The 21,124-nt window shown below is 65.4% G+C and carries 20 protein-coding genes; 12 read left to right on the top strand and 8 right to left on the bottom strand.

Annotation, left to right across the window (positions count from 1 at the left end; genetic code table 11):
- The first annotated feature begins 23 nt into the window (after nt 1-23).
- Together fabI and FZ029_RS02550 are read left to right on the top strand one after the other, a co-directional pair.
- A complete protein-coding gene (fabI, locus tag FZ029_RS02555) occupies nt 24-809 on the top strand; it encodes an enoyl-ACP reductase FabI (protein WP_085089975.1) in 786 nt (261 codons plus the stop codon).
- Nucleotides 810-994: 185 nt separating this feature from the next.
- Nucleotides 995-1,405 (top strand): bacteriohemerythrin, encoded by a 411-nt coding sequence (locus FZ029_RS02550; protein WP_109074025.1) that lies wholly within the window; start codon nt 995-997, stop codon nt 1,403-1,405.
- Between the two features lie 6 nt (nt 1,406-1,411).
- Here FZ029_RS02550 and FZ029_RS02545 read toward each other — a convergent pair whose 3' ends face one another.
- Nucleotides 1,412-1,792 carry a helix-turn-helix transcriptional regulator gene (locus tag FZ029_RS02545; protein ID WP_149267874.1) on the bottom strand — a complete coding sequence of 127 codons (381 nt, stop codon included), beginning with the start codon at nt 1,790-1,792 and terminating at the stop codon, nt 1,412-1,414.
- Between the two features lie 313 nt (nt 1,793-2,105).
- Complete coding sequence (gene serB, locus FZ029_RS02535) at nt 2,106-2,999, bottom strand: phosphoserine phosphatase SerB (protein WP_149267873.1); 894 nt, start codon at nt 2,997-2,999, stop codon at nt 2,106-2,108.
- A gap of 146 nt (nt 3,000-3,145) precedes the next feature.
- Between serB and miaA the strand changes: the two genes are divergently transcribed.
- The 7 genes from miaA to FZ029_RS02500 all read left to right on the top strand — a co-directional run bounded on the left by miaA (nt 3,146) and on the right by FZ029_RS02500 (nt 12,428).
- Nucleotides 3,146-4,138: a tRNA (adenosine(37)-N6)-dimethylallyltransferase MiaA gene (miaA, locus tag FZ029_RS02530; protein ID WP_149267872.1), complete on the top strand. Its 993-nt coding sequence runs from the start codon at nt 3,146-3,148 to the stop codon at nt 4,136-4,138.
- A gap of 17 nt (nt 4,139-4,155) precedes the next feature.
- On the top strand, nt 4,156-5,367 hold the full coding sequence (locus tag FZ029_RS02525) for a PLP-dependent aminotransferase family protein (protein ID WP_149267871.1): 1,212 nt from the start codon (nt 4,156-4,158) through the stop codon (nt 5,365-5,367).
- 337 nt (nt 5,368-5,704) lie between these two features.
- Nucleotides 5,705-7,468: an acetolactate synthase 3 large subunit gene (locus FZ029_RS02520; protein ID WP_149267870.1), complete on the top strand. Its 1,764-nt coding sequence runs from the start codon at nt 5,705-5,707 to the stop codon at nt 7,466-7,468.
- 35 nt (nt 7,469-7,503) lie between these two features.
- Nucleotides 7,504-8,010, top strand: a complete 507-nt coding sequence (gene ilvN / locus FZ029_RS02515; RefSeq protein WP_109074020.1) for an acetolactate synthase small subunit — start codon at nt 7,504-7,506, stop codon at nt 8,008-8,010.
- A gap of 184 nt (nt 8,011-8,194) precedes the next feature.
- The gene (gene ilvC, locus FZ029_RS02510; protein ID WP_014248441.1) at nt 8,195-9,214 is read left to right on the top strand and encodes a ketol-acid reductoisomerase; all 1,020 of its coding nucleotides are present in this window, start codon (nt 8,195-8,197) and stop codon (nt 9,212-9,214) included.
- A gap of 271 nt (nt 9,215-9,485) precedes the next feature.
- Nucleotides 9,486-10,148 carry an acetyltransferase gene (locus tag FZ029_RS02505; RefSeq protein WP_188051799.1) on the top strand — a complete coding sequence of 221 codons (663 nt, stop codon included), beginning with the start codon at nt 9,486-9,488 and terminating at the stop codon, nt 10,146-10,148.
- 72 nt (nt 10,149-10,220) lie between these two features.
- Nucleotides 10,221-12,428 carry a glycosyltransferase gene (locus FZ029_RS02500; RefSeq protein WP_149267868.1) on the top strand — a complete coding sequence of 736 codons (2,208 nt, stop codon included), beginning with the start codon at nt 10,221-10,223 and terminating at the stop codon, nt 12,426-12,428.
- A gap of 154 nt (nt 12,429-12,582) precedes the next feature.
- On the opposite strand, the gene mrdA is transcribed toward FZ029_RS02500, so the two are convergent.
- The 5 genes from mrdA to FZ029_RS02475 form a co-directional block, all read right to left on the bottom strand.
- On the bottom strand, nt 12,583-14,472 hold the full coding sequence (gene mrdA / locus FZ029_RS02495) for a penicillin-binding protein 2 (protein WP_149267867.1): 1,890 nt from the start codon (nt 14,470-14,472) through the stop codon (nt 12,583-12,585).
- An 18-nt stretch (nt 14,473-14,490) separates the two neighbouring features.
- Entirely contained in the window at nt 14,491-15,003 is a 513-nt protein-coding gene (mreD, locus tag FZ029_RS02490; protein ID WP_085089967.1) for a rod shape-determining protein MreD, read from the bottom strand.
- A gap of 71 nt (nt 15,004-15,074) precedes the next feature.
- A complete protein-coding gene (gene mreC / locus FZ029_RS02485; protein WP_149198162.1) occupies nt 15,075-15,944 on the bottom strand; it encodes a rod shape-determining protein MreC in 870 nt (289 codons plus the stop codon).
- 95 nt (nt 15,945-16,039) lie between these two features.
- Nucleotides 16,040-17,080 carry a rod shape-determining protein gene (locus FZ029_RS02480; RefSeq protein WP_012974729.1) on the bottom strand — a complete coding sequence of 347 codons (1,041 nt, stop codon included), beginning with the start codon at nt 17,078-17,080 and terminating at the stop codon, nt 16,040-16,042.
- Between the two features lie 353 nt (nt 17,081-17,433).
- On the bottom strand, nt 17,434-17,973 hold the full coding sequence (locus FZ029_RS02475; protein ID WP_149267866.1) for a TIGR00645 family protein: 540 nt from the start codon (nt 17,971-17,973) through the stop codon (nt 17,434-17,436).
- Nucleotides 17,974-18,182: 209 nt separating this feature from the next.
- On the opposite strand from FZ029_RS02475, the gene phoU reads away from it, so the two are divergent.
- Together phoU and hisE are read left to right on the top strand one after the other, a co-directional pair.
- Nucleotides 18,183-18,890, top strand: a complete 708-nt coding sequence (gene phoU / locus FZ029_RS02470; RefSeq protein ID WP_085089964.1) for a phosphate signaling complex protein PhoU — start codon at nt 18,183-18,185, stop codon at nt 18,888-18,890.
- 137 nt (nt 18,891-19,027) lie between these two features.
- Nucleotides 19,028-19,354, top strand: a complete 327-nt coding sequence (gene hisE, locus FZ029_RS02465) for a phosphoribosyl-ATP diphosphatase (RefSeq protein WP_149198164.1) — start codon at nt 19,028-19,030, stop codon at nt 19,352-19,354.
- Between the two features lie 9 nt (nt 19,355-19,363).
- Here the strand turns inward: hisE and FZ029_RS02460 are convergent, their stop codons facing one another.
- The gene (locus FZ029_RS02460) at nt 19,364-20,893 is read right to left on the bottom strand and encodes a class I SAM-dependent methyltransferase (protein WP_149267865.1); all 1,530 of its coding nucleotides are present in this window, start codon (nt 20,891-20,893) and stop codon (nt 19,364-19,366) included.
- An 18-nt stretch (nt 20,894-20,911) separates the two neighbouring features.
- Here FZ029_RS02460 and FZ029_RS33275 point away from each other — a divergent pair.
- A partial coding sequence (locus FZ029_RS33275) for a hypothetical protein (protein WP_211104088.1) occupies nt 20,912-21,124 on the top strand: 213 nt, incomplete at its 3' end.

The following is a 21,124-nucleotide window of genomic DNA, read 5'->3' as shown; positions in this document are numbered from 1 at the left end:
CCATCGACCGCAGGACCGTCCGCATGACCACGATCATTCCCGCCGCCGCCACGCTCGAAGGCAAGAAGGGGCTCGTCCTTGGCATTGCCAACGACCAGTCGATCGCCTGGGGCTGCGCCCGCGCCTTCCGCGCCATGGGTGCCGACCTTGCGGTCAGCTATCTGAACGACAAGGCCAAGAAGTTCGTCGAGCCGCTGGCCCAGCAGCTGGAGGCCGAGATCTTCGAACCGGTGGACGTCACCGGCGAAGGCCAGTTGAAGGCCATGTTCGACAAGATCGGCGAGAAGTGGGGCAAGCTCGACTTCGCGCTGCACAGCATCGCCTTCGCGCCGAAGGAAGATTTGCACGGCCGCGTCGTCGATTGCTCGCGCGAGGGCTTCCAGCAGGCGATGGACGTCTCCTGCCATTCCTTCATCCGCATGGCCAAGTATGCCGAGCCGCTGATGAAGGACGGCGGGTCGCTGTTCACCATGTCCTATTTCGGTGCCAACCGCGTCATCGACAACTACGGCGTCATGGGCCCCGTCAAGGCGGCGCTGGAAGCCAGCGTGCGCTATCTGGCGGCCGAGCTGGGCCCGAAGGGCATCCGCGTCCATGCCATCTCGCCCGGCCCGATCAAGACCCGCGCCGCCTCCGGCATCGCCCATTTCGACGAGCTGATGAACAAGGCCGCCGAGCGCGCACCCGAAGGCCGTCTGGTGACCATCGAGGAGGTCGGCTACACCACCGCCTTCCTCGCCACCGACGGTGCCAAGGGCATCACCGGCGACACCACTTACGTTGATTGCGGGTACTCGATCGTCGGCTGAGATCGATCGGCTGTTGGTTGCTGAACGGGGCGGGTGCGGCGACGCATCCGCCCCGTTCCGTTCCGGCTCGCTTCATACGGGTGCGTCAAATTGCCGTGTGACGCCGGCGGCTGTTTGGGTGGGCTGGTAACACCATTCATAATCCTCCCCAACAGGGTGCCGGTTAGGGGGGAGGCCGCAAGGTCATGGGCGCCATCACATGGCGACGGCAGTTGAGCGTCGGGCAGCCGGCCATCGACGACGATCACAAACACCTGATCGAGTATCTGAACGAACTCGACGCCGCGCTGGCCGCTCCGCGGTTCCAGCCGGTTCGCGTCGCCAAGATCCTGATCAAACTTCTGGAATACACCAAGGAGCATTTCGCCCGCGAAGAGCGGATCATGCAGATCGTGCATTACCCGAAATTCGACGAGCATGTCGCCATGCACCGCGCCGCGGTCCAGAAGGTCAGCGAGCTGTCGAACCAGTTCTCCAACGAACCCACCCACGAGAACGCCGAAAAACTCTATAAGTTCACCGCCGACTGGCTGGTCCGCCACATCATCCTGACGGACACGCAGCTGACGCCGTATGTTCGCGGCGTGTGGGCGTGAGGCGCGTTATCGGCGCGCCAGCAGGTCCAGCGGCACATTCAGCGCCGTTGCAATGCGCCCCATTGCGTCGAAACTGCCGGGCTTGCGTTCGTTTTCGATTTCCGAAAGGTAGGACGGAGCAAGCCCTGCCGCCTCGGCCAGCCCGCGCAGGGTGAAGCGGCGGTATTCGCGAAGGACCGTCACCGGATGTTCGCCGTCCAAGATGCGTTCGGCGACCTCGAAGGGAAATACCTCCGTTTCGCCCGCCGCGAGCCGCGCCTTTACCGCTTCCACATCGGCAAGATCTTGGGCGTCAGCCACCAGTTCTGCCAATGCCTCGAAGTCGGCGCGACTGAGCGTGACGCTGTCAGCGGTTTCAGCAATCGGTCGGATGGGCAGCGCGTTCATCGGTAAACCTCCTTGCGATCCCCGATCTTCAACACCGTGACAACCATCATGTCGCCGTCGATGGTATAGACGGCTCGCCAATCGCCGTGGCGGATGCGGCCCCGTCCACCGCCGAACGCCTTGGCCCATGGATGCGGGTTATAAGGAGCTGCGGCAAATTTCTTTAGTTTCGTCCGGAGACCGTTCGCATCGGAGGCCGGATCCGCAACAGAACTTTCAGTGCGGCGGCCTCAATGACGAGCTTCATAAGGCTATGATCCAGTTACCGATCATCCGGGTCAATAGAAAGTCGCGATCAGCGAACACGGGCATTTTACCCTACGAACTCCGCCGCCCGGTAGCCCTGGGCGTAGAGCAGGGCGGTCAGGTCGCCATGGTCGACGCGGGCGCGGGCTTCGGCGGCGACCACCGCCTTGGCGTGGTAGGCGACACCCAGACCGGCGGCCAGCAGCATCGGCAAATCGTTGGCGCCGTCGCCGACCGCCATGGTCTCCGCCATCGGCACGCGGTGCTCGCCGGCATAGGCCATCAGCGCCTGCAGCTTGCTGTCCTTGTCCAGGATCGGCTCGATCACCTTGCCGGTCATCACGCCGTCGATCACTTCCAGCTCGTTGCCGCGGTCGTCGTCGAAGCCGATCCAGCTGCGCACCCGGCCGGTGAAGCAGCGGAAGCCGCCCGACACCAGGACGCAGGCGGCGCCGTTGGCGCGCATGGTGCCGACCAGCTGGGATGCCCCCGGCATCAGGGTGGCGCGCTGCCACACCTCGTCGATCACTGACTCCTTCAGGCCCTTCAGCAGGGCGACCCGCTCGCGCACCGCGTCCTTGAAATCGATCTCGCCGTTCATGGCGCGGGCGGTGATGTCGGCGATGTGGTCCTTCAGCCCGACATAGTCGCCCAGTTCGTCCAGCATCTCCTGCTCGATGATCGTCGATTCCATGTCGGCGACCAGCAGCCGCTTGCGCCGGGTGGCCGCCGGCTGGGCGACGATATCCACCGTGGCACCGTTCAGGGCATGGCGAATCGCCGCCTCCGCCTGCTCCGGCGCCAGATTGCCGAATGGCAGGTCGCAGGCGGTGCCGGGAGCCAGCCAGTCCGGTGCGCCGGCATCGGCGCCCAGGCCCACCAGCGCCGCCTTGGCGGTCTGGACGGCAGCCTCGTCGAGCGTGGCGGTGCGGGGGGCGATCAGCGTGGCGACGGCGTTCATCGGCGGGTGTCCCGAGCAAAAGAGGGCCTTCGCGCGCTGCCTACCACAGGCGAGGGGTCCGGTCCAACGAAGCTTCGGCGTCGGCATGCGGTTGGGGCATGCGGATGGGTGTTGCAAAGGAAACGCCGTGGCCCCATGGAAGGGCGATGAACACGCTCACCGATGTCATCGTCATCGGCGGCCCGACCGCATCGGGCAAGTCGGGGTTGGCGCTGGCGATTGCCGAGGCGTTCGGCGGCACCGTCATCAACGCCGACAGCATGCAGCTCTACGCCGATCTGGACGTGCTGACCGCCCGGCCGCCGGCCGAGGACCTGGCGCGGGCGCCCCATCGCCTTTATGGCGTGCTGCCGGCGGCGGAACGCGGCTCGGCGGCGCGCTGGCGCGACATGGCTCTGGTGGAGATCGCCGCCGCCAGTGCCGACGGCCGGCTGCCGGTGGTGGTCGGCGGCACCGGTCTTTACCTGCGCGCCCTGATGCAGGGCTTGAGCGAGGTCCCGCCCATCCCCGACGAGGTGCGCGCCACCGCCCATGCCCGTTTGGCGACCATCGGCGGCGAGGCCTTCCGTGCCGAGTTGATTGCCCGCGATCCGGCGTCGGCCAAGCTGAACCCCGGCGACACCACCCGCCTGACCCGCGCCTGGGAGGTGCTGGAGGCAACCGGCCACCCGCTGTCCCACTGGCAGAGCCGGACGGCCCAGGGCGCGCCGGAGGATTTGCGCTTCACCATCCTCGTGCTCGACCCGCCGCGGGCCGACCTCTACGCCCAGTGCGACAAGCGTTTCCATCTGATGATGGAGCAGGGCGCACTGGAGGAGGTGCGGCGGTTGGACGCACTGGCTGATGAGCAGGCGCTCGCCCCCGACCTGCCAGTGCTGAAGGCCTTGGGCGTGCCGGAGCTGCGCCGCGTCCTGCATGGCGAGATCCCGCTCGACGAAGCGGTCGCACTGGCCCAGCAATCGACCCGCCGCTATGCCAAACGGCAGGTCACTTGGTTTCGGCATCAGATTGTTGGCAAATTCTCTGATATGCTGGTAAGTGATACAGGACAGCATAGCTGCCATACCATCGATCTGCCTTGTTCGCTCGCGGTACGAAATGCAATGCTCGACCGCCTGAGAACGATACTAAATTACTGATCCGAAGGAGAAGCACCGTGTCGGTTGATTGGGGTCATGTGTTCGCGGGCCGCGTGAGCGGCATGACGGCGTCCGAAATCCGGGAACTGCTGAAGCTGATCGACCGCCCGGAGATCATCTCCTTCGCCGGCGGCATTCCCGATCCGGACCTGTTCCCCAGCGCCGCCATCGCGCGGTCCTACGAGAAAATCTTCCAGTCCAACGCCGGTGCCGGCGCTGCCCTGCAATACTCCATCACCGAAGGCTACACGCCGCTGCGGGAATGGATCTGTGATTACATGGGCCGCAAGGGCGTCAACATCGGCCTGGACGGCGTTCTCATCACCAACGGGTCGCAGCAGGTGCTGGAATTCGTCGGCAAGCTGCTGATCGGCCCCGGCGACAAGATTGTGGTGACGCGGCCGACCTATCTCGGCGCGCTCCAGGCCTTCTCGCCCTACGAGCCGACCTACCTCTCCATCCCGATGGACGAGGAAGGGCCGGAGATGACGGCGCTGACCGAGGCGCTGGCACAGAAGCCGAAGTTCTTCTATCTCGTCCCCGATTTCCAGAATCCCAACGGCACCACGGTGACGCTGGCCCGCCGCCACGCCATCCTGGACGCCTGCGAGGCGGCCGGCGTGCCGGTGATCGAGGACACCGCCTATTGCGAGCTGCGCTATGACGGCGAGCATCTGCCGCTGCTGGCGGCGCTGGATTGCGAGCGCAATGGCGGCAAGCTGACCAACGTGATCTTCGGCGGCACCTTCTCCAAGACGATGGTGCCGGCGATGCGCGTCGGCTGGGTCAATGCGGCGCCGGAGGTGGTCAACCGGCTGGTGCTGATGAAGCAGGCGGCCGACCTGCATGCCAGCACGATCAACCAGATCGTCATGCACGACGTCGTCTCGCAGATCTTCGACAGCCACATCAAGCTGCTGCGCACCCAGTACAAGGAGCGTCGCGACGCCATGCTGGCGGCGCTGGACGAATTCGCCCCGCCGGGCGTCACCTGGACCAAGCCGGAAGGCGGTCTGTTCGTCTGGATCGAAGCGCCGGAAGGCGTCGACGGCACCGAACTGCTGGCCCGCGCCATCAAGGAGGCCAACGTCGCCTTCGTTCCCGGCTCGGCCTTCCATGCCGACCGGTCGGGCAAGAACACGCTGCGTCTGGCCTTCTCCGTCACCAAGCCGGCCCAGATCCGCGAGGGCATCCGCCGGCTGTGCGGACTGCTGAAGACCGCCGCCTGACCGGCTGCGCCATCACTCAGTCGCCCCTTGGGAACGGCGGCCGCGCTTCGGTGCGGCCGCCGTTTCCGTTTGCGGCAAGCGCTGGCGGGGCAGGGGGCGGAGCGTGGTGGCCACCTCCAATGGGCGCGCAACAATTGGAAAAACTGCGGCAAAAAAACTTTGCAAACATTCGCGAATTGGGTTGACCTATGACGGATGATTTGACTAATTTGCCCGTCCCAGCACAGGCCATCGGGGCTAAGCCGTTGTTATGAACGGTATCCCCCCTCGGCAGGTTTGGTGTTCCCAAGGAACCGGGTGCCCTAGAGGAGGCGCCCACATGAGAAGGTCGTGAGCGATGTCCGAACAGAAGCTGACCGGCGCCCAGATCGTCATCAAAGCCCTGAAGGATCAGGGCGTTGACATCATCTTCGGCTATCCCGGCGGCGCCGTACTTCCCATCTACGACGCGCTGTTCCAGCAGAACGACCTGAAACATGTCCTTGTACGCCACGAGCAGGCCGCGGTTCACGCGGCGGAGGGCTACGCGCGCTCGACCGGCAAGGTCGGCTGCGTGCTGGTGACCTCCGGCCCCGGCGCCACCAACGCGGTGACCGGCCTGCTGGACGCCCTGTGCGACAGCATTCCGCTCGTCTGCCTGTCGGGCCAGGTGCCGACCCACCTGATCGGCAATGACGCCTTCCAGGAAGCCGACACCACCGGCATCACCCGTCCCTGCACCAAGCACAATTACCTGGTGAAGGACGTCGACAATCTGGCCCGCACCCTGCACGAGGCCTTCTATGTCGCGCGCAGCGGGCGTCCCGGCCCGGTGCTGGTCGACATTCCGAAGGACGTGCAGTTCGCCGACGGCACCTACGTCCCGCCGGCGGAGGTCAAGCACAAGACCTACCGTCCGCAGGTGAAGGCGGAGATCGCCCGCATCGAAGAGGCGGTGGAACTGATCGCCAACGCCAAGCGGCCGGTCTTCTACACCGGCGGCGGCGTCATCAATGCCGGCCCCTTCGCGGCCAAGCTGCTGACCCAGTTCGTCAAGACCACCGGTTTCCCGATCACCTCCACCCTGATGGGCCTGGGCGCCTTCCCGGCGTCCGACAGCCAGTGGCTGGGCATGGTCGGCATGCACGGCACGTACGAGGCGAACCTCGCCATGTACGAATGCGACGTCATGATCAACATCGGTGCCCGCTTCGACGACCGCGTGACCGGCAAGCTGTCCGCCTTCTCGCCGGGTTCCAAGAAGATCCACGTCGACATCGACCCCAGCTCGATCAACAAGAACGTGGCGGTCGACATCCCGATCGTCGGCGACTGCGGCGCCGTTCTGGAAGACATGCTGCGCATCTGGAAGGCGCGCGCCAAGTCGCCGGACAAGGCCGCGCTGAAGGAGTGGTGGGGCAAGGTCGAGGGCTGGCGCGCCCGCAACTGCCTGAACTACAACCGCACCGAATCGGTCATCAAGCCACAGTATGCGCTGGAGCGCCTGCGCGAGGCCCTGCGCGGCAAAGACCACTACATCACGACGGAAGTCGGCCAGCACCAGATGTGGGCCGCCCAGTTCCTGCCCTTCGACCAGCCGAACCGCTGGATGACCTCGGGCGGTCTGGGCACCATGGGCTACGGCCTGCCGGCCGCCATCGGCGCCCAGCTGGCCCACCCCGACGCCATCGTGGTGGACGTGTCGGGCGAGGCGTCCTTCCTGATGAACATGCAGGAGATCGGCACCGCCGTGCAGTACCGCGCGCCGGTCAAGATCTTCATCCTGAACAACCAGTATATGGGCATGGTGCGCCAGTGGCAGGAACTGCTGCATGGCTCGCGCTATTCCCAGAGCTACTCGGAAGCCCTGCCGGACTTCGTGAAGCTGGCGGAGGCCTGGGGCTGCGTCGGCCTGCGCGCCACCACGGTGGCCGAGGTCGATCAGGTGATCGAGAAGATGCTGGCCGTCACCGACCGCCCCTGCATCGTCGACATCGCCGTCGACCAGAAGGAAAACTGCTTCCCGATGATTCCGGGCGGCAAGGCCCACAATGAAATCCTGTTCGGTCCGGACGACAGCCCGTCCGACGCCACGCCGGAAGACGGCATGGTGCTGGTCTGATCGGCTGACGACGAACGAACGGGGGAATGGGTCTCATGGAAAACGCGATCGAAAAGCACACCATCGCCGTGCTGGTGGACAACGAGCCGGGCGTCCTGGCCCGCGTCATCGGGCTGTTCTCCGGCCGCGGCTACAACATCGAAAGCCTGACGGTGGCGGAGGTGAACAACGCCGAGCACCTGTCGCGCATCACGCTGGTCACCTCCGGCACCCGGATGATCATCGAGCAGATCAAGGCGCAGCTCGGCCGGCTGGTTCCGGTCCACCGCGTCCACGACCTGACCGACGAGGGGCCGTCGGTGGAGCGCGAACTGGCGCTGGTCAAGGTGGCCGGCACCGGCGACCGCCGGATCGAGGCGCTTCGCCTCGCCGACATCTTCCAGGCCAAGGTGGTCGACGCCACCCTGACCAGCTTCATCTTCGAACTGACCGGCACCACCGAGCAGGTCGACGACTTCGTCGGCCTGATGAGCCAGCTCGGCCTCGTGGAAGCCAGCCGCACCGGCGTGGTCGCCATGTCGAAGGGACCGGCGGCGTTCTGAGGCGCCGTTACCCGCGGAATAGCATTCTGCGAAAGATTGGGGCGGCAAAAACGCAAGGAAGCTTTGCGCTTCGCCGCTCCATCGAGCGATTGTTTCCCTTGACGGACGGCTTTGCTCAATGGAGTAATCCGCCGCAGGAAACGCACTCTGTCTTCGTTCGTTGCGAATTCAAGGAACCATCTCAATGCGCGTCTATTACGATCGTGATGCCGACGTCAACCTGATCAAGGGCAAGAAGGTCGTCATCGTCGGCTACGGCAGCCAGGGCCATGCCCACGCCCACAACCTGCGTGACAGCGGCGTGAAGGACGTGCGGATCGCGCTCCGCCCGGGTTCGGCCACCATCAAGAAGGCCGAGACCGCCGGCTTCACCGTGATGACCCCGGCCGAAGCCGCCGCCTGGGCCGACGTCGTGATGGTTCTGACCCCGGACGAGCTGCAGGCCGACCTGTACCGTGACGATCTGGCCCCGAACATGAAGCAGGGCGCCGCCCTGGCCTTCGCGCACGGCCTGAACGTCCACTTCAACCTGATCGAGCCGCGCGCCGACCTCGACGTGTTCATGATCGCGCCGAAGGGCCCCGGCCACACCGTGCGCAGCGAATACCAGCGTGGCGGCGGCGTGCCGTCGCTGGTTGCCGTGCACCAGAACGCCTCGGGCAACGCGCTGGACATCGCCCTGTCCTACGCCTCGGCCAATGGCGGCGGCCGCGCCGGCATCATCGAGACGACCTTCAAGGAAGAGTGCGAGACCGACCTGTTCGGTGAGCAGGCCGTGCTCTGCGGCGGCCTGACGGAGCTGATCCGCGCCGGTTACGAGACGCTGGTCGAGGCGGGCTACGCCCCCGAGATGGCCTACTTCGAGTGCCTGCACGAAGTGAAGCTGATCGTCGACCTGATGTACGAGGGCGGCATGGCCAACATGCGCTACTCGATCTCCAACACGGCCGAATACGGCGACTACCGCACCGGCCCGCGCATCATCACGCCCGAGACCAAGGCCGAGATGAAGCGCGTGCTGACCGACATCCAGGAAGGCCGCTTCGTCCGCGACTGGATGCTGGAATGCAAGGCCGGCCAGCCGTCCTTCAAGGCGATCCGCCGCCGCAACGCCGAGCACGAGATCGAGAAGGTCGGCGAGAAGCTGCGCGCCATGATGCCGTGGATCGCCGAGCGCCGTCTGGTCGACAAGTCGAAGAACTGATCCGGCGAAAGCCGCATCGGTCTGTTGAGAAGCGCGCCCCTTCGGGGGCGCGCTTTTCTTTTTGCGATGCATATTTTCGCAAAAATCATCGTCTCATCCCTGACCAGCGCTGGTGAGGATGAACAACGTGCCCAATTGATACAGGCGTCCTGGATTGCAAATAGGGCCCGTGTACCGCTTTGACCCCAAAGTATTGTTCGGATGAATACGAGCTGATACAGTATGGTTGGGCGATTATCAATGCATCTGGGCGACAAGAACTGCGATGGAAATGAGCAATTCCTTTCTTTCCGCACCTGAGGGACTGCTGCTGGTTGGTGGCGGTCGGAATGCTCGCAATCTAATCTGTATTCTGGAGACGGCGGGGATTACCGTTGGTGGGGTTGTGGATGACCGACCTCCCGGGTCGATTCTCGGGCACAAGGTTGGTTTAATCGACGATGTGAATGGTGCGACGGTTGACGCACTCCTTACGGTTGCCGATCCCGATCACGCTCAGTCGATACGCGAACGCCCGGCCTTGCGTGGATGCCGCTGGCCGAAAATCATTCATCCCTCTTCGGTGGTGTCGTCCCACGCCCAGATGGGCGAAGGGTGCTACGTCGGCCCCTTCGCATTGCTCACCGACGTTGATTTGGGCAGGCACGTTCATCTCTTTGCGCATAATGTTCTGGGAGCGCGGGCCGCAGTCGGCGATTTCAGCGTCGTTCTGCCCCATGCAACTGTTGCGAGCGATGTGCGGATCGGTAAGCGTTGCATGATCGGAATGGGCGCACGCATCCATGCCGGCGTCACCATCGGCGACGATTGCCGGATCGGCGTGAATGCCGTCGTCCGGAACGACATGCCGGATGGGTCAATAGCCATTTGCAATCGTCCGACATCCATCCGGAGCCGTCTTGTTTTCGGACGATCGGGACGTGGCGGTGTATGACACATAGGGGACGCGACCCGCTCCAAGCGACCGTCCAACCTCCCCATCTGCCGGCGCCACACGAGCGAGACCATGATCCTTGTACTTACCTATGCCAAGGTCTGCACAACCTCCATAACCGAGCTGTTGACCGCGCACTTTCCGGGTGAGGTGTTCAGCAGTCACGGTCTCGAAGCCTGGCTGCACGAACCTTTGGCACAGGCTCTGGCCCTGCGGGGAACGACCCAGCAGGACATGCCGCTTTTCCATACCGAGGCGCCCGGTATCGCCCGCCGTCTGGCGGATGCCCTGGCCGCCGGCGAATCCGTAACCATCGTCAGTGGTGTCCGCGACCCCATCGCCCGGTCGCTCTCGGTTGCCATGCAGAATCTCGAAGCTGATTTCGCCGATTGCCTTGCCGCTACGGCGGAAGCTACGGCGGAGGCTCTTGCCACGCGCATCCGAGATCTGTGGCTCCGCAATACGCCCGACGGCGATCCCAACCGGCTTTATCTTGAGCGCATGATACGTGCGCCCCTGATCTGGTTCGGGGAAGAGATCGGGAAGTCCTTCGGCTTCGATTTGGGGGCGCATGACTTTGACCGGGAACGAGGCTATTCGATCCTGATCAAGGGGAACATCCGCCTCCTGTTGTTCCGCCATGAGAGCGCACCGACGGCGATCCAGAGCGGATTGGCCGAACTCTTTCCGGGCATGGAGTTCTGCCTGCCTCATTCCAACGATGGCACGGCCAAGCCGACGAGCGAGATCTATGGGGCTTTGAAGGGCTGCTTTCGCTTGCCTCGTCCGGCATTGCAGGAGATCTACGCCCATCCGGACGTCAGCCGCTATTATGGTGCGGACGAGATCGCCGGCGCCATCGAGCGCTGGGCCGAAGATGGCCCCGTCCATCTGCCCGCCATGCCGCATCAGAGCTTCGCGGCGACGGTATTCATCCCGTTGCGCAATCATGCGGTCTGGATCGGACAGCAGTTGGACAGCCTGTTTTCGCAATGGCGATCAGACATCGAACTCGTTCTGATCGATGACGGGTCTGATGACGGCAGTTTTTCCGTGGCCCTGGAGCGGCTGGCGAGCCGGCCGGACGTGGCTGCGACGGTGATGCGAAACAGCCAGGCAATGGGTCATGGCATGCTGCCCAGCCTCGCTGCCTTCTCGCGGGCACCGTTGTTCATCCAGGCGGACAGTGACGACATCGCCCTGCCAGGGCGTCTTGACACCATCATCGATCATTTTGCGGCAAATCCGGATTGCCGGCTGTTCACGTCCAATGCCGTCCTGTTGAGCGAAGCGGGTGTTCCGATCTCGCTGAGCGGTGCGGAAATGCCGGACACGGATTTTGACGACCCAAGCATTTTGGTCGACCGGCAGACCGAACCCTGCTGGCTAGGCGCATCATCGGCCTATCATCGTTCGGTGATCGAGGCGTTTCCCCCACTCGACCCGGAGCTCTGCCCTTACGGCCTCGATCTCCTTACCGGCTTCAGGGCGACGCTGCTTGGCATCCACCATTATCGATCACGTCCTTTGGTTGGATGGCGGCAGCATGCCGGCAACAGCCACCGGGTCAGCGGGTGGCTTGGGGCGGACATTGCCGGCCAGGAACACTCCGCGGCCTTGAAGCTCATGGTCTGTGCCCAGCGCCTGCGCGACCTCGCCTGGCTGCAGACTCAGGGACGGCTCGATCCGGTGCGGGCGGCTGCGACGGAGACACGCTGGAACGCCGATTTCCTGGCACAGGCTGACCTTTGGATGCGAACCCGCAACCGTCTTACCGGAACGCATGCCGCTTCCGCGCCGCGGACGGAGAGGGGCACTCAAGGGAGCGGGCGCTACATCCCGGCAATCCCGCCGGTCATCACCCTGCTGCTTGGACGGGACTATCCGGTGGCGGGTGCGATTGGCTCGGTTCTGTCCGGCTGGGGCGGCTTCCATACTCACGAAGGAAATTGGAACTGGACCAGCAGACAGGCAATCGTCGTCCTGCGCATACCGGAAGCCGCGTCCCAGTCGCTGCTTGTCACTCTGCAAGGCGTTCCCTATCGCGAGCGGCAGTCGATCTTCCTGTCCATGAACTTCGCTGAGGCGATCGAGGTCAAGCTGGCTTGCGGTCAAACCGCGTCGGTGGCTGTGCCGCTTCCTCGGCGCGAGGACAGGCAGGGCGATCTTTTCACCCTATGGATCCATGCGCCCGACGCAGTGCGCCCTACGACGGTCGATCCCAGCAACAGCGATTCCCGCCTCATCGGCACAGCAGTTTTTGGGCTGAAAGTGGTTTGACGAGCAGGGAGCCCAAGCAGACGCTCGTTCGGAAGCATCGTTCCGATTACACTCTACAGCGTTGCGCGTTTAATAAGAAACGCACGACGCTGTAGGTTTATGCTTGGCGATCGGATTCACGCTCCAAATCGATTCCGATTTTACGCGATCTGATCTACCCCCGCGGCTCCGGCATTCCGCTCGGCGGCGGGGTTTCGGCGACGGCGGCGCGGCCGGGGTCGCGCTTCTGGGTTTCCAGCAGGATGTCGCGGGCGATGGGGGCCGCCGCGGTCGACCCGCCGCCGCCATGTTCGACGAAGACGGCGCAGGCGTAGCGCGGCGCCTGGATCGGTGCGAAGGCGACGAACAGGGCGTGGTCGCGCTCGCGCCAGGGAAGGTCCTCGTTCTTCTTCACGCCGGTGTTGCGCTCGGCCATGGTAATGCGGCGCACCTGGGCTGAACCGGTCTTGCCGGCCATCTCGTACCCGACCTCGGTGATGCGCGACTTGAAGGCGGTGCCGTTGGGGGCGTTGACCACCTCGGTCATGCCGCGCAGCACGATGTCGAGATTCTCCTTCTTCACGCCGATGCCGGGCCAGGCGGTCTGTTCGCCGCTGACGGTCTTGATCTGCTTGGTCAGGTGGGGCTTGACCGCATAGCCGCCATTGGCCAGCCGGCAAACCATCACCGCCAGCTGCAGCGGCGTCGTCAGCACATAGCCCTGGCCGATGGAGGCGACCAGCGTCTCGCCCATGTCCCAGCCCTTGCCCAGCGTCGCCTTCTTCCAGGCGATGGAGGGGATCAGGCCGGCGCGCTCGTGCGGCAGGTCGATGCCGGTGCGGTGGCCCAGGCCGAAGCGGTTGGACATCTCGGCGATGCGGTCGATGCCGATCCGGCGCGACACGTCGTAGAAGAACACGTCGCAGGAATGGCGCAGCGCGCCGACGAAGTCGACGGTGCCGTGCCCGCCGCGCTTCCAGCAATGGAAGCGGTGGTCGCCCAACTCCAGATGGCCGGGGCAGAAAACGGTGTGCCGGTTGCTGACCACCCCCGATTCCAGCGCCGCCAGTGCCGCCATCATCTTGAAGGTGGAGCCCGGCGGGTATTGGCCGACCACCGCCTTGTTGTTCAGCGGCGTCGCCGGATTGGAAAGCAACTCCTCCCACAGCTCGGCGCTGATGCCCATGGTGAACTGGTTGGGGTCGTAGCTGGGGTGGGAGCACAGGGCGTAGATGCCGCCGGTGTGCACATCCATCACCACCGCCGAGGCGCTGACCTCCTGCGACAGCCTTTCCTGCACGAAGCGCTGCAGCGCCATGTCGATGGTCAGCTGGATTTCCCGGCCCGACTGCCCCTCGTCGCGGGAGAGTTCGCGGATGACGCGGCCGACCGCATTGACTTCCAGCTGGCTGGTGCCGGCGGTGCCGCGCAGCACCTTCTCGTGAAACTTCTCGATGCCGGCCTTGCCGATGCGGAAGCCGGGCAGGGACAGCACGGGATCGCTGTTGCCGCTCAGCTCCGCTTCCGATACGGCGCCGACATAGCCCAGGATGTGGGCGGTCGCGTCCGCCTGCGGATAATGCCGCAGTTCGCCCACCTCGATCGCCACGCCGGGCAGGTCGGGGGTGTTGGTCTCCAGCGTCGCCACCTGCTCCCAGGTCAGGTTCTCGCGCACGGTGACGGGCACGAAGCGGCGCTTGCGATGCAACTCGCGCAGCACGCGGCGGCGGTCGCCGTCGGTCAGCGGCACGATGCGGGAGATCTTGTCGAGCGTTTCCTGGATGTTGTGGGTGCGCTCCGACACCACGACGACCCGGTAGTTCTGCTCGTTGACCGCCAGCGGCACGCCGAAGCGGTCGACGATGTTGCCGCGCGAGGGCGCGATCAGCCGCAGGCTGATGCGGTTCTCCTCCGCCAGCATGGTGTAACGGGCCGACTCGACGACCTGCAGGTAATACAGGCGACCGACCAGCGCGGACAGGCCGGCCAGCTTGATGCCGCCCAGCACCAGGGCGCGGCGCGCCAGCAGGCGGGAGCGGTCGGTGTCGCGATCGATTGAACTCATGAGGTCCGTCGGGGCCCTTTACCCGTTCAGGAACGCGCGGTGGACGCGGATCAGCAGCCAACCCACCGCAGGAAACACCGCCACCGTCAGCAGGCCCTGGAACAGCGCCGGCAGGATCGACAGCGCGGCGGCGTCCAGCACCGAGAAGGCCAGCCATTGCAGCAGCACGGCACCGGCCATCACCAGCGTGAAGCCGAACCACAGCAGGGCGAAGGTGCTGGCCAGGAACACCCGGCGCTGGTTCAGCACCGCCCATTGGGCGACGACCAGCAGCAGCGCGTTCACGCCCAGCGGTCCGCCGACCAGGAAATCCTGCAGCAACCCGATCAGAAACGCCACCCCCGGACGCATCAGGTCAGGCCTGTGGATCGTCCAGTAATAGACCGAAACCAGCGTCAGGTTCGGCGCCACCGGGGCGTAGCCGGGCACCGGCACCGGGATCATGCCGACCAGCACCATCATCACCGTGACGGCGAAGGGCGCCAGATTGCGCCCGGTCTTGTCCACCTTCTGCCAGAAGGTCGCCGTCATATCGGCAATCCTCCGGCTGGCAGACCGTCCGTCCGGTTCACATCCACGTCCAGCTCACTTCCACATCCGGTTCACTTGGAATCCGGCGACGGGTCCAGATCGGTGCTCGGCAGGCCGAAATCCACCAGACGCAGATATTCGACGCGCGACAGATCGGCGCTGGGCAGGACGCGGATGCCACGTTCGCTGACCGCGGTCACCACGCCGACCGGCAAGCCCGGCGGGAACAGACCGCCGTCACCCGAGGTCACCACCCGCTCTCCCACCTGGATCGGCGAGTCGGGCGGCAGGTAGAGAAGCTTGGCCTGGTCGGAATTGTCGCCGGCCAGGATCGAGCGCTGGCGCGTGTTCGACAGGATCACCGGAATGCGGGCGTTGATGTCGGTCAGCAGCAGGACACGGGACGACCATTCGCCGACTTCGATCACCCGGCCGACCAGACCGGCGCCGGCCAGCGCCGCCTGTCCCTTGCGCACCCCGTCGCGCCGCCCGGCGGTGACCACCAGCGTGCGGACGAAGGAACTGCCGGGCGTGGCGATGACGCGGGCGGCGATGTAGTTGACGGACGGCTCCGGGCGGACGCGCAGCAGGCTGCGCAGGCTGTTGTTCTCAGCCTCCAGCCGCAACGCCGCCTGCCGCCATTGCAGCAGCCGGGCGTTCTCGGCCTTCAGCCGCTGGTTCTCGTCGAAGGCGTTCTCAAGCTCCACCGCGGACTCGACCACGCGCGCCGCCGTCGCGGCGGGGCGGGAAATGGCGTCCAGGATGGGGGCGAAGGCATCGGTCACGCGTGCGCGGGCGCTGTCCACCGAAACGGACTCGATCTTTCCCACCATCATCAGCGCGACGGAGGCCAGAACAAGCAGAAGGAAGGAGAAACGCTGCGCGAGAGCCCGCAGAGGGGCGGCAAGGCGGATGACGGAGCCGGATGAGCGTGGCTTCACAGGAAATTCCCGTCCAGATACGCGGTCCGTCTCCGGTCCTCAGCAACCCGAAGAGGGGTGCGGGACCGGAGGCCTTCCAACCAGGGATACACCAATCAGTAGGCGCTGACCAAGACGTTTCGCAGCGTCTTCATCTCCTCCAGCGCACGGCCGGTGCCGAGCGCCACGCAGGAGAGGGGATCGTCGGCGATCGACACCGGCAGGCCGGTGGCGTGGCGCAGGACGAAGTCCAGGTTGCCCAGAAGCGCGCCGCCGCCGGTCAGGACGATGCCCTTGTCGACGATGTCGGCGGCCAGTTCCGGAGCGGTGTGCTCCAGCGCCACCTTCACCGCCTCGACGATGGCCGAAACGGGCTCCGCGAGCGACTCGGCGATCTGGCGTTCGGAGATGATCAGTTCCTTGGGCACGCCGTTCATCAGGTCGCGGCCCTTGATCTCCAGGATGCGGCCCTCACCGTCCTCGGGCGGACAGGCGGAGCCGATTTCCTTCTTGATCCGCTCGGCGGAGCCTTCGCCGACCAGCAGGTTGTGGCTGCGGCGGATGTAGCCGATGATGGCCTCGTCCATCTTGTCGCCGCCGACGCGGACTGACCGGGAATAGACGATGCCGCCCAGCGACAGCACGGCCACCTCGGTGGTGCCGCCGCCGATGTCGACGACCATCGAACCCGTCGGCTCCGTCACCGGAAGCCCGGCGCCGATCGCGGCGGCCATCGGCTCCTCGATCAGGAAGACGCGGCGGGCGCCGGCGGCCTCCGCCGATTCCTGAATCGCCCGGCGTTCCACCGCGGTCGAACCCGACGGCACGCAGATGATGACCTGCGGGCTGGCGAAGCTGCGGCGGTTGTGAACCTTGCGGATGAAATGCTTGATCATTTCCTCCGCGACTTCGAAATCGGCGATGACGCCGTCGCGAAGCGGCCGGATGGCCTGGATGTTTCCGGGCGTGCGGCCAAGCATCATCTTCGCCTCGTCACCGACGGCGAGGACCTGCTTCTTGCCGCGCACGTTGGCGATGGCGACGACGGACGGTTCGTTCAGGACGATGCCGCGGCCCTTGACATAGACCAGGGTGTTGGCCGTCCCCAGATCGATCGCCATGTCGGCGGACAGAACGCCGAGCAGTTTGGAGAGCATGGAGCTGACGAACTCTATCAAAGCGGTTGAGACGGCCGAGCCGGCGGACTGGCATAGCATGCCCGCCAACGGTTCCATAGTCGAATGCGCCCGCACGCTCAAGCGGAGAGTGCGCCCGGCAGCCCTGATACCTGCCGCGAAAACAGCCTCCGGAGGACCGGTGACCGCCGCGGCGCGGTGTCTGGTGATCGGGACATTGGCGGGTTAGGGTTAATATTCCGTCAACGGGCCGAAGCCCCGCGGTCAAGCCCATTCCGATCCGCCGACAGCCCGGCAAGCCGGTGTGACCGTTGAAGTGTCTATCCCTGTCGATGAGGCGCTGCAATGGCCTTTTGCCGGCCCTTCCGCCCGGTTCAGTGTTGATCCGTGGCGGATTTGGGTCCGGACTTCGCGGCAGGGGCGTGGTGCCCCTCCAGCCTGTCCATGCAGGCGAGCAGAACGCCGGAGATCACGAAGGTCATGTGGATGATGACCAGCCACATCAGCTCGTCGCGGGAGGTCTGCGCCAGGTTCATGAAGGCCTTCAGCAGGTGAATGCCCGAAATGGCGACGATCGAGGCGATCAGTTTCAGCTTCAATCCGCCGAAATCGACCTTGCCCATCCAGTCCGGCCGGTCCTCGTGATTGGCGACGTCGATCTTGGAGACGAAGTTCTCGTAGCCGGCGAAGATCACCATCAGCAGAAGATTGCCGGCGAAGGACATGTCGATCAGCGTCAGCACGGCCAGCAGCACGTCCTTCTCGCTCATCTCCAGCACATGCGGGATGATATGCAGGATCTCCTGCGTGAACTTCACCAGCAAGGCGCCCAGCGAGACGACCAGCCCGAGATAGAAGGGGGCGAGCAGCCAGCGGCTGGCAAAAATGATCTGTTCAAAGCGGCGTTCGATCATGGCGGGTTCGGCACGTCGTTGAGTGAGGGAGAAAGCACGGACTCCACACATGTGTCGCAATGCTGCGCCGCAAAATCAATCCGGCAGTTTCCGGGGTGCGCAAGGGTGGGCGGGAACCGCCTTTGGTCATAGGGGTTGTCATCGTACCGTAACGTCCGGGCGCTATGGTGAGGGCTTTGCACAAGACCGCCGGGAAGGGTTTGGCGACCATGAAGACCTCCGCTCCGCACATCGTGTCCGCGTTCGAGGACGCGCTGAAGCGGCTGAAATCCGCCATCGTGCAGATGGCCGGCGCTGCGGAGACGCAGATCGACCAGGCGCTGACCTGCCTGGCCCAGCGCAATCCCGAGCTTGCGCGGGAAATCGTGGAGTCGGATGCGCGACTCGACTCCTTCGAACATGACATCGAAGCCCACTGCATGCGCCTGCTGGCCCTGCGCCAGCCGGTTGCCGACGATCTGCGCGAGGTGATCGCGGCGCTGAAGATCGCCGGCAATCTGGAGCGGATCGGCGACCATGCCGCCAACACCGCCAAGCGGGCCGTCGCCATCTTCAGCCTGCCCGACGCTGGTTCGATGGCGGGGCTGCCGCAGCTCGGCCGGCTGGTGCGCGAGCGCCTCAGCGCGGTGATCGACGCCTATGTCGACAATGACGGCGAGGCGGCCCTGCGCATCTGGCGCACCGACGACGAGGTGGATGCCCTCTACACCAGCCTTGTTGCGGAGGTGGAACGGTCAGCATTGGCGGCGCCGGACCAGTTCACGGCGCACATGCACCTGATGATGATCGCCAAGAACCTGGAGCGCATCGGCGACCACGCCACCAACATCGCCGAGGTCGTCTATTTCGTCAGCACAGGCGAAGCCCTGCTGGACGAGCGTCCGAAGGCCGACCATTCCTATGATCCGGTGAGCTGAAACGGCGCCGCGCCGCAAGGCATAAGGCCATCGTGCGGCGCGTCACCGCGCCTATGGGGGATGGTAATTTCGTCGCGGAGCGATCACGTTATCGAAACGATGCTTCCGTCGCCCGCACACGAGACAAATCCGACCTGATGACCGACGACCTGATCCGCCTCTATGCCGCCATCCTCGACCGCAAGCAGATGGATCCGGCGCACTCCAAGACCGCGCGTCTGATCGCCGCCGGCCCGAAGAAGATCGCCAAGAAGGTGGGCGAGGAGGCGGTCGAGGTCGCGCTGGACGCCATGAACGAGGATCGCCAGGGCGTCATCAACGAAAGCGCCGACCTGCTGTACAACCTGTCGGTCCTGTGGGCGACGCTGAACATCCATCCGGATGACGTCTTCGCCGAAATCCGCCGCCGCGAGGCGCTCTACGGCATCGCCGAAAAGCTGCCGAAGACGGCGGCGGAGCGCTGACGCCGGCACTCAAGCCACCCCAAGTCCCTGCAGCAACGGCAATCGCCGCTGCACGAAGGCCGCGTGCCGGCGCGCCAGTTCCGCGCGGTTGGCGTCGTCTCCCTCGCAACGCTCACCGTCCCGGCCCAGCACGATGCCGTCGGCCGACAGGTGTTGCCAGGCGAAGGCAGCCGGCTCCTCGCCTTGCCGTGCGGCCAGGAGGAACAGAGCCTCGATCCGCGACACCGGCGCGCCGGCACCCAGCAGGGGCGAGGCGAGCTGCCCCGGCGTGTCGCCGAAGCGGTGGCGCTCCAGCACGGCGGCATTGAAGCGGTCGCTTGAGGTCTTCCGTTGGGCAAACCCGTCATCCGGCATCACCGGTGCGGCCAGTGACAGGCTGGTCAGCAGCACCAGCGCGCGCAGCACCGCCTCTTCCCCCTGCGCCGCCAGGGCCGGCAATGCCAGCAGCGCGTCGAGGCTCTGCGGTCCTTCGGTCAGGACTTCCGCCAGCGGCTGGTAGAGCGCCCGCGGGAAGGGCAGGCGGCCGACGGGCGTGGACGCGACCTCCGGCAGGTCGTCGGCGGCCACCAGAAGCATGAATCGGGTCTCGCCCAGAAGGGCGCGCCGCTCGGCCGGACCCAGCCGTTCGCCGCCCTTCACGAACAGGTCGCGGCGGAAACTGCGGTTGGTCATCACGTCGCGCAGGGTTTCCGCCTGGGCGGGGTCGCGCGCCTCGGCTGCCAGCGCCTGCTGGGCGGGGGAGAGAGTGAGATCGTCCAACTGCTCCATCGGCACGGCGGCGCCGGCGAATTCCAGCTTCGCGCCGGCCAGCTCGCGCGCCACGTCTGCATGGTAGAAGGCGGTCCAATCGCCGTTCAGATATTCGTGGGCGATGTAGTTCGGTGATTTGTGGCGAAGCTGCTCGATCCGCTCCACCACGCCCTCGGTGTTGGCGAACCAGCCGCCACCCTGCGCCGCCATCCGTGCGGCGAACTCCACCGCGCGGGCGATGCGGTCGGGCAGGGGGCCGTCCCCTTCGGCGCAGCGCTCCACCAGCAGACGGCGCAGCGGCATGTGGGCCAGCGTGCCGGGCAGGGTGTTGTAGCTGACGAAGACGACACCGCCGGGCGCCAGCCGGCGGCGCAGCGTGTCGAGCAGGATCGCGCGGTTCTCCGCACTTACCCAGGACCAGACGCCGTGCAGGGCGACGGCGTCCAGCTTCGGCCCGTCGCGACGTGCGTACTCGGTGAAGCTCTCCTCCAGGAAATCGGCGTTGGTCAGACCGGCATCGGCGGCCAGCCGGCGGACGCCGGCGATATGGGAGGGGTTGAAGTCCATCGCCTCGAACCGCGCAGCCGGGTGGGCGCCGGCCAGCAGCGCGCTGGTCAGCCCATGGCCGCAGCCGGGCTCCGCCATGGTGAAACTGCCACGGCGCAACGCCTCGGGCGGGCGCCAGCCGCGCAGCGTCAGCGCGAAGCAGAGCAGGGCGGGCGACCAGTCGCGATAGACGGCGCGGATATAGTCGATGCCGCCGACATAGCCTTCGGTCCAGCCGCCCATCCCCGATCTCCCGTTCCGATGTCCCGTTTCGACAGCGCCGGTGTAGCCGCCGGGGCAGGAGTCCGGCCACCGAAAAGCACGCGCCAAAAAATTCACATGGGGTGCGATTTTGCTATCGACAGGCCAAAAGCCCTTCGCTATAAACCGCGCCACACCGGCCGGGACAACGGCTTGGCCGGCGCGATGAACAGTCGGCTCGTTTCGGCGAAGTTCACCGCATCAAGAGATGGG

It is taken from the genome of Azospirillum sp. Sh1 (assembly GCF_008365135.1).
Lineage (GTDB): Bacteria > Pseudomonadota > Alphaproteobacteria > Azospirillales > Azospirillaceae > Azospirillum > Azospirillum oryzae.
This window is presented reverse-complemented; position numbering and strand designations above follow the sequence as displayed.

Coding starts and splice junctions, on each gene's coding strand:
- fabI (WP_085089975.1), top strand. CDS start 24: ATGACCACGATCATTCCCGCCGCCGCCACGCTCGAAGGCAAGAAGGGG.
- FZ029_RS02550 (WP_109074025.1), top strand. CDS start 995: ATGGGCGCCATCACATGGCGACGGCAGTTGAGCGTCGGGCAGCCGGCC.
- FZ029_RS02545 (WP_149267874.1), bottom strand. CDS start 1,792: ATGAACGCGCTGCCCATCCGACCGATTGCTGAAACCGCTGACAGCGTC.
- serB (WP_149267873.1), bottom strand. CDS start 2,999: ATGAACGCCGTCGCCACGCTGATCGCCCCCCGCACCGCCACGCTCGAC.
- miaA (WP_149267872.1), top strand. CDS start 3,146: ATGAACACGCTCACCGATGTCATCGTCATCGGCGGCCCGACCGCATCG.
- FZ029_RS02520 (WP_149267870.1), top strand. CDS start 5,705: ATGTCCGAACAGAAGCTGACCGGCGCCCAGATCGTCATCAAAGCCCTG.
- ilvN (WP_109074020.1), top strand. CDS start 7,504: ATGGAAAACGCGATCGAAAAGCACACCATCGCCGTGCTGGTGGACAAC.
- ilvC (WP_014248441.1), top strand. CDS start 8,195: ATGCGCGTCTATTACGATCGTGATGCCGACGTCAACCTGATCAAGGGC.
- FZ029_RS02505 (WP_188051799.1), top strand. CDS start 9,486: ATGAGCAATTCCTTTCTTTCCGCACCTGAGGGACTGCTGCTGGTTGGT.
- FZ029_RS02500 (WP_149267868.1), top strand. CDS start 10,221: ATGATCCTTGTACTTACCTATGCCAAGGTCTGCACAACCTCCATAACC.
- mrdA (WP_149267867.1), bottom strand. CDS start 14,472: ATGAGTTCAATCGATCGCGACACCGACCGCTCCCGCCTGCTGGCGCGC.
- mreD (WP_085089967.1), bottom strand. CDS start 15,003: ATGACGGCGACCTTCTGGCAGAAGGTGGACAAGACCGGGCGCAATCTG.
- FZ029_RS02480 (WP_012974729.1), bottom strand. CDS start 17,080: ATGCTCTCCAAACTGCTCGGCGTTCTGTCCGCCGACATGGCGATCGAT.
- FZ029_RS02475 (WP_149267866.1), bottom strand. CDS start 17,973: ATGATCGAACGCCGCTTTGAACAGATCATTTTTGCCAGCCGCTGGCTG.
- phoU (WP_085089964.1), top strand. CDS start 18,183: ATGAAGACCTCCGCTCCGCACATCGTGTCCGCGTTCGAGGACGCGCTG.
- hisE (WP_149198164.1), top strand. CDS start 19,028: ATGACCGACGACCTGATCCGCCTCTATGCCGCCATCCTCGACCGCAAG.
- FZ029_RS02460 (WP_149267865.1), bottom strand. CDS start 20,893: ATGGGCGGCTGGACCGAAGGCTATGTCGGCGGCATCGACTATATCCGC.